Source organism: Streptomyces katrae (genome assembly GCF_000966975.1).
Taxonomy (GTDB): Bacteria; Actinomycetota; Actinomycetes; order Streptomycetales; family Streptomycetaceae; genus Streptomyces; species Streptomyces katrae.
The window spans coordinates 1-6,631 of record NZ_JZWV01000049.1; the positions used below are offsets into that span (position 1 = coordinate 1).

General features: G+C 71.3%; 5 protein-coding genes. 1 reads left to right on the plus strand and 4 read right to left on the minus strand.

The window, feature by feature from the left end:
- The coding region (locus VR44_RS02805; protein ID WP_045945739.1) for a sigma-70 family RNA polymerase sigma factor at positions 1-783 on the plus strand (783 nt) is incomplete at its 5' end.
- 75 nt (positions 784-858) lie between these two features.
- Here the strand turns inward: VR44_RS02805 and VR44_RS02810 are convergent.
- From VR44_RS02810 to VR44_RS02825, 4 genes are all read right to left on the minus strand, one after another.
- Complete coding sequence (locus VR44_RS02810; RefSeq protein WP_045945740.1) at positions 859-2,781, minus strand: ABC transporter ATP-binding protein; 1,923 nt, start codon at positions 2,779-2,781, stop codon at positions 859-861.
- Positions 2,778-4,511, minus strand: coding sequence for an ABC transporter ATP-binding protein (locus tag VR44_RS02815; RefSeq protein WP_045945741.1), 1,734 nt, complete (start codon positions 4,509-4,511; stop codon positions 2,778-2,780). The genes VR44_RS02810 and VR44_RS02815 overlap by 4 nt, the downstream gene beginning before the upstream one ends.
- 186 nt (positions 4,512-4,697) lie before the next feature.
- Entirely contained in the window at positions 4,698-6,134 is a 1,437-nt protein-coding gene (locus VR44_RS02820; protein WP_045945742.1) for a xylulokinase, read from the minus strand.
- A gap of 40 nt (positions 6,135-6,174) precedes the next feature.
- Positions 6,175-6,474, minus strand: coding sequence for a hypothetical protein (locus VR44_RS02825; protein ID WP_045945743.1), 300 nt, complete (start codon positions 6,472-6,474; stop codon positions 6,175-6,177).
- Positions 6,475-6,631: the final 157 nt, after the last annotated feature.

The window sequence follows — 6,631 nt, forward strand, 5'->3', positions numbered from 1 at the left end:
GGCGCCACCGACCTCGACTCCCAGCTCGCCGTCGACCTCGACAAACTCGTCGTCATGGGCCGGATGGCCAAACGCCGGCTCATCGAGTCCAACCTGCGCCTCGTCGTCTCCGTCGCCAAACGCTACGTCGGCCGCGGCCTCACCATGCTCGACCTGGTCCAGGAAGGGAACCTCGGACTGATCCGGGCCGTGGAGAAGTTCGACTACGCCCGCGGCTACAAGTTCTCCACCTACGCCACCTGGTGGATCCGCCAGGCGATGTCACGGGCCCTCGCCGACCAGGCCCGTACCATCCGCGTCCCCGTCCACGTCGTCGAGCTCATCAACCGCGTCGTCCGCGTCCAGCGCCGCATGCTCCAGGAACGCGGCTACGAACCCACCGCCGAAGAGGTCGCCGTCCACCTGGAACTGACCCCCGAACGGGTCCTCGAAGTACTGCGCCTCGCCCAGGAACCGGTCTCCCTGCACGCCCCCGTCGGCGAGGAGGAGGACGTCGCGCTCGGCGACCTCATCGAGGACGGCGACGCCGCCTCCCCCATGGAGTCCGCCGCCTTCTTCCTGCTGCGCGAACACCTCGAAGCCGTCCTGTCGACCCTCGGCGAACGCGAACGCAAGGTCGTCCAGCTCCGCTACGGGCTCGCCGACGGCCGCCCGCGCACCCTGGAGGAGATCGGCCGGATCTTCGGCGTCACCCGGGAGCGGATCCGCCAGATCGAGTCCAAGACCCTCGCCAAGCTCCGCGACCACGCCTTCGCGGACCAGCTGCGCGGCTACCTCGACTGACCGCACCGCACCGCACCGCAACGCGAAGGGGGCGCCCCGGAGGACGCCCCCACGCGCTCACGCGCCAACAGTCGGTCAGTCGACCTCGGCCACCGCCTGCGCGAACTGCGCCGCGTACAGCCGCGCGTACGCACCCTCCGCGGCCAGCAGCTCCGAGTGCGAGCCCTGCTCCACGATCGAGCCGTTCTCCATCACCAGGATCACGTCGGCGTCCCGGATCGTGGAGAGCCGGTGCGCGATCACGAAGGACGTACGGCCGTGCGCCAGGCGCGCCATCGCCTTCTGGATCAGCACCTCGGTACGGGTGTCCACCGAGCTCGTCGCCTCGTCGAGGACCAGGATCACCGGGTCCGACAGGAACGCCCGGGCGATGGTGATCAGCTGCTTCTCGCCCGCGCTGACGCCCGCGCCCTCGTCGTCGAGCACCGTGTCGTAGCCGTCGGGGAGCGTACGGACGAACCGGTCCGCGTGCGCCGCCCGCGCGGCCTCCTCGATCTCGGCGCGCGTGACCTCGCGCGAGGCGCCGTACGCGATGTTCTCCGCGATGGTCCCGCCGAACAGCCAGGTGTCCTGCAGGACCATGCCGATCCCGGAACGCAGCTCCTCACGGGTCATCTTCGCGATGTCCACCCCGTCGAGGGCGATCTCGCCACCGGTGACCTCGTAGAACCGCATCAGCAGGTTGACCAGCGTGGTCTTGCCCGCGCCCGTCGGGCCGACGATCGCGACCGTCTGCCCCGGCTCCACCCGCAGCGACAGGTTCTCGATGAGCGGCTTGTCCGGCTCGTAGCGGAAGGCCACCTTGTCCAGGACGACCTGCCCGCGCAGCTCCTGCGGACGCTCCGGGACCTCCGCGTCCGGCTCCTGCTCGGGCGCGTCCATCAGCTCGTACACCCGCTCCGCCGAGGCGACGCCGGACTGCACCAGGTTCGCCATCGAGGCCACCTGCGTCAGCGGCATCGAGAACTGGCGCGAGTACTGGATGAACGCCTGCACGTCACCGATCGAGAGGGTGCCCGAGGCCACCCGCAGCCCGCCGACGACCGCCACCAGCACGTAGTTGATGTTCGAGATGAAGAACATCACCGGCTGCATGATGCCGCTGACCAGCTGCGCCTTGAACGAGGCCCGGTACAGCTCCTCGTTCTGCTCGGCGAAGACCTCCGCGGACTCCTTCTGCCGCCCGAAGACCTTCACCAGCGCGTGGCCGGAGTACATCTCCTCGACGTGGGCGTTCAGCGCGCCGGTGCTCTTCCACTGCGCCACGAACTGCGGCTGCGACCTCTTGCCGATCTTCGCCGCCACCACCATGGCCACCGGCACCGTCGCCAGCGCGACCAGCGCCAGCAGCGGGGAGATCCAGAACATCATCGCCAGCACGCCGACGATCGTCAGCAGCGAGTTCATCAGCTGACCCAGCGTCTGCTGGAGGGTCTGCCCGATGTTGTCGATGTCGTTCGTCGCCCGGCTCAGCACCTCGCCGCGCTTCTGCTGGTCGAAGTACGACAGCGGCAGCCGCGACAGCTTCGCCTGGAGCTCCTCGCGCATCCGGAACACCATGCCGTTCTGCACGAGGTTGGACAGCCTCGTCGCGACCAGCATCAGCACCGCCGCCCCGCCGAAGACCGCCAGCGCCCACAGGGCCACGACCCCGACGGCGCCGAAGTCGATGCCTTGGCCCGGAGTGAAGTCGGTGCTCGCCAGCATGTCGGCCATGCCGCCGTGCCCCTGGGACCGCAGCCCCTCCAGCGCCTGCTCCTTGGTCAGGCCCTCCGGCATCTCCCGGCCCACGATGCCCGCGAACACCAGGTCCGTGGCCTCGCCCAGGATCTTCGGCCCGACCACCGAACAGCCGACGCTGCCGACCACGGCCGCGACCATGCCCCACAGCTTCGCCTTGTCCTGCGCCAGCTGCCCCAGCAGCCGCTTGCCCGACCCCTTGAAGTCCATGGACCTCTGGGGCGAGCCCATCATCATCCGTCCTCCGGGCCCGCTCATGCGGCCTCCGCCTCCGTCAGCTGGGAGAGCACGATCTCCCGGTAGGTCTCGTTGCCGGCCATCAGCTCGTGGTGGCGGCCCTCGCCGACCACCTGGCCCTCGTCGAGGACGATGATCCGGTCGGCGTCGCGGATCGTGGAGACCCGCTGGGCGACGATGACCACCGTCGCCTCCTCCGTCTCACGGGCCAGCGCCGCGCGCAGAGCCGCGTCCGTCGCGTAGTCCAGGGCCGAGAAGGAGTCGTCGAACAGGTAGATCTCGGGGCGCTGCACGAGCGTGCGGGCGATCGCCAGACGCTGGCGCTGGCCGCCGGAGACGTTCGTGCCGCCCTGGGTGATGGGCGCCTCCAGGCCGCCCTCCAGCGCGGAGACGAACTCCTTGGCCTGGGCCACCTCCAGGGCCTGCCACAGCTCCTCGTCCGTCGCGTCCGGGCGCCCGTAGCGCAGGTTGGAGGCGACGGTCCCGGAGAACAGGTACGGCTTCTGCGGGACCATGCCGACCGTCCTGGCCAGCAGCTGCGGGTCCAGCCGGCGCACGTCCTCGCCGTCGACGAGCACCTCGCCGCCGGTCGCGTCGAACAGCCGGGGCACCAGGCCCAGCAGCGTGGACTTCCCGCTGCCGGTGGACCCGATCACCGCCGTGGTCTCGCCGGGGCGGGCCACCAGGTCCACCCCGCGCAGCACCGGCGCCTCCGCGCCCGGGTAGTGGAAGTCGGCGCCGCGCAGCTCCAGCTGCCCGCGCAGGGACACCGTGCGCACCGGGTCCACAGGCGGGACCACGCTGGACTCGGTGTCCAGGACCTCCTGGATGCGCTCGGCGCACACCTCGGCGCGCGGCACCATCATGAACATGAAGGTGGCCATCATCACGGCCATCACGATCTGCATCAGGTAGGCGAGGAAGGCCGTCAGCTGGCCGATCTCCATCTCCCGGCCGTCCACGCGCATCGCGCCGAACCAGATGACCGCCACGCTGGAGATGTTCACGACCAGCAGCACGACGGGGAACATCAGCGCGAGGAGCCGCCCCGAGGCCAGCGAGACACGGGTCAGCTCGGTGTTCGCCCCGCGGAAGCGCTCCTCCTCGTAGCCGTCGCGGACGAAGGCGCGGATCACCCGGTTGCCGGTGATCTGCTCGCGCAGCACCCGGTTGACCACGTCGAGGCGCTCCTGCATCAGACGGAACAGGGGACGCGTCTTCCAGACGATCGCGCCGACCGAGACGCCCAGCACCGGGACCACGGCGAGCAGCACGCCCGACAGCTTCACGTCCAGGGAGAGCGCCATGGCGATCCCGCCCACGCACATGATCGGCGCCGAGACCATCAGCGTGAACGTCAGCAGCGCCAGCATCTGCACCTGCTGGACGTCGTTGGTCGTCCGGGTGATCAGCGATGGCGCGCCGAACTGGCCCAGCTCGCGGGCGGAGAAGCTCTGCACCCGGTCGAAGACGGCGGCACGGATGTCGCGGCCCAGCGCGGCGGCGGTCCGCGCACCGAAGTAGACGGCCCCGACGTTGCAGACGAGCTGGACGAGCGAGACGCCGAGCATCAGCGCGCCGAAGCGCAGGATGTATCCCGTGTCACCGGTGACGACACCCTTGTCGATGATGTCGGCGTTGAGCGTGGGCAGGTAGAGGCTCGCACTGGTCTGCAGGAGTTGCAGCAGCACCAGTGCGGCGATGGGTTTGCGGTGCGGACGCAGGTAAGTCCGCAGGAGTCGTATGAGCACGCGCAGGCTCCGGTAGGCAAGATCGAGGGGTTCACCCCATCCTGCGGCAACCGGAGGCTTGATCCCTACCGCTTTTCGCAAAGCCGGGACAAAAGGAGTAGGCCTCTTCGTGCCAAGGTCCCCTTGCTGCCAGCATTCGCGCCCGCAAGGGGTTGCGCAGCGGGCGCGTCTTCTGTCCCGTACGCCTCAGAAGGCCCCGGGGTGCAGCTGCTCCCGCGTGGTGACGTACTGCTGGCGCACCGCCTGCCAGGCCGCGAACTCCTCGCCCGGCTCGAAGACCTGAGCGGCCGGGGCCGGCCACAGCGGGGGCGTGTTCGGGGCGAGCGTGCCCTGTTGCGCCCCCAGCGCCCAGGCCGCCTGCCGGGCCGCGCCCAGCGCCGCGTAGTCCGCCGGGGCGGGCACGACGACCTGGGTCCCGAACAGCCCCGGAGCGGCGGCCTGCACGGCGGGCAGCTCGGCGACCGCGCCCAGCAGGAACACCCGCCGGATCCCCACGCCCCGGTGCCGCAGCACGTCCAGGGCGTCCACCAGCCCGCACAGCATCCCCTCGAACGCGGCCCGCGCCAGGTGCTCCGGCTTCATCGAGTCCCGGCGCAGCCCCGACAGGGTCCCGGCGGAGTGCGGCAGGTGCGGGGTGCGTTCCCCCTCCAGGTACGGCAGGAGCACGAGCCCGTGGGCACCCGGCGTGGACTTCAGCGCGAGCGCGCTCAGCCCCTCCAGGTCGGTGCCCAGCATGTCGGCGGTGCCGCGCAGGGTCCGTACGGCGTTGGAGGTGTTCACCACCGGCAGGTGCATGCCGCCGGCGTCGGCGAGGGCGGTGATCAGCCCGCCCGGCTCGGCGAGGGCCTCGTGGTGCACGGCCATCACGGAGCCGGTGGCCCCCAGCGAGACCACCGCGTCCCCCGGACCCAGGCCCAGCCCGAGCACGGCCGCCGTGGTCTCGCCGGTCCCGGCGGAGATCAGCAGTCCCTCCGGGGTCATCCCGGCGGCGTCGCACGGGCCGAGCACCTCGGGCAGCAGGGCCTGGTGCCCGAGCGCCAGCTCGACCAGGTCCGGCCGGTAGGAGCCGGTGGCCGCCGACCAGTACCCGGTCCCGGAGGCGTCGGCCCGGTCGGTGGTGCGGCGCGCGGGCCGGCCGAGCAGCTGCCAGACGAGCCAGTCGTGCGGGGACATCAGCACCGCTACCCGGCGCGCGGCCTCGGGGTCGGTACGGGCCAGCCAGGCGAGTTTCACCACCGGCTGCGCGGGGTGCGGGACCGAGCCCACGGCCGCCGTCCAGGCGGCCTTGCCGCCGAGCGCCTCGACCAGGTCCGCCGCGGCGACCTGCCCGCGCCGGTCGTTGCCGACCAGGGCGGGCCGGACCGGCCCGCCCTGTGCGTCCAGTGCCAGCAGGCCGCGCCGCGCGGAGACCCCGATGGCCTGGACGCCCTCCAGCAGCCCGCCGCCGGCGGCCTCGCCGAGGGAGAGCAGCCAGGCCTGCGGGTCGGTCTCGTGGGGGAGCGTCTCTCCGGCGGGCTGTGGATGGGGCGCGTACCCCTGGCGCAGCACGGCACCGGTGTCCGTGTCACAGACGACGATGCGAGTGAAGGTGGAAGAGCTGTCCAGCCCGGCGACTATCCCCATGCGGAGAATTCTGCCCCACCGGTTACCCGTCCCAGGAGACTCAGGTGTTGCTGGTTCCCCACTCGTCCTCGTAGCCCTGCCCCCGCTCCCGCAGCCCGGGCACCCGTCGCGCGACGGAGGACGGCAGCACGTCGCCGACCTTGTTCCCGACGGCGGTGACCGCCTTCCCCGCGAACGCCCGCCCGTTCTGCCCGGCCGTCTCGGCGGCGTTGCGCACCACCGGGTTCTGCGCGACCCGCCGGGCGGACTTCTTCATCGCCTCGTACCGCTCGCGTCCGGCGGCCGTCCCCACCACGTAGCCGATGGCCACCCCGGTGAGGAACGTGACCTTGTACCGCATGCCTGCCACCCTTCGTCGTGTCGGTGCCCGGCCGGCTGGCGATACCGATTGGCGGAGCACCCCCCTGCTTGCGCTAATCTATGACTCGCAACGGGCGCTCGCCCCCCGGCAAGGCCGGAGGTGGGCCGTTCGTGGCACCGCAGCAATCCCCTGTAGC

Excerpts from the sequence above, each read along its gene's own strand:
- VR44_RS02810 (WP_045945740.1), bottom strand. The coding sequence starts at position 2,781 with ATGAGCGGGCCCGGAGGACGGATGATGATGGGCTCGCCCCAGAGGTCC.
- VR44_RS02820 (WP_045945742.1), bottom strand. The coding sequence starts at position 6,134 with ATGGGGATAGTCGCCGGGCTGGACAGCTCTTCCACCTTCACTCGCATC.
- VR44_RS02825 (WP_045945743.1), bottom strand. The coding sequence starts at position 6,474 with ATGCGGTACAAGGTCACGTTCCTCACCGGGGTGGCCATCGGCTACGTG.